At 31.2% G+C, this 782-nt stretch carries 1 protein-coding gene; it reads right to left on the reverse strand.

The window, feature by feature from the left end:
- Window positions 1–380 (reverse strand): extracellular solute-binding protein (locus VU18_RS16655; RefSeq protein WP_047758607.1); only part of this gene is annotated, 380 nt, incomplete at its 3' end.
- Window positions 381–782 lie beyond the last annotated feature (402 nt).

Below are 782 nucleotides of genomic sequence, written 5' to 3' on the forward strand. Positions count from 1 at the left end.
AGCACTGGTTTCATCGAATCCGTTAAATTAGACGCCCAGCTTTCCTTGCTTAAATCTGCCACGTATTTTCCATACCGAATTTGCGCCCAACCGTGTGTATCAAATACATCAGGCAAATCGTTAGCAGCCATTTTTACTTTAAGAATGTTTTCATATTCTTGTCCTGGAAAATTGACTTCGACATCAATATTTGGGTTTTCCTTTTCAAACTCTTTTGTAATTTCTTCAAACGCTTCTTTTCCTTTCTCATCACTAATAGTACTAAAAACAGTCAGTTTTACTTTAGAGCTAGAATCTGTCCCCGATTCTTTGCTGTTACATCCAACCATAAGAGATATCGAAAACGCTATCACTAACATAGATATCATTGACTTTTTCATTTTCATTCTCCTCCTTCACTTTCTGTAACATTGCAACTGTTTGGAAGCATGATAAAATAATTTGTACATTTGGTTAAGCATCATGGCTTAACTTTTTTTATTTTGCTCCGCTTATTTTATCACCTCCTTAAAAAACAATTTGAAAGCGGTATCTCTTTTATTTAAAAGGATCATGAGCCTTGTTGGAATCACCACTTTCATCAGAATTTCTCGTCTGTTTAATTTTTTAACTAAATTTTTAGTAATTTATTTGTTATGATAGTACCATAAACACTAAATAGATTCAATATAATATCCTAATATTTTGATTATTTCTATCGTTTTGTACGCCACTTCTATTTTACATTTTTAAACAAAATACTCATAAACTTAGAAAAATTAATAAAATCATGTAGAAATAGC

The organism is Geobacillus sp. ZGt-1 (assembly GCF_001026865.1).
Classification (GTDB): Bacteria; Bacillota; Bacilli; order Bacillales; family Anoxybacillaceae; genus Geobacillus; species Geobacillus thermoleovorans.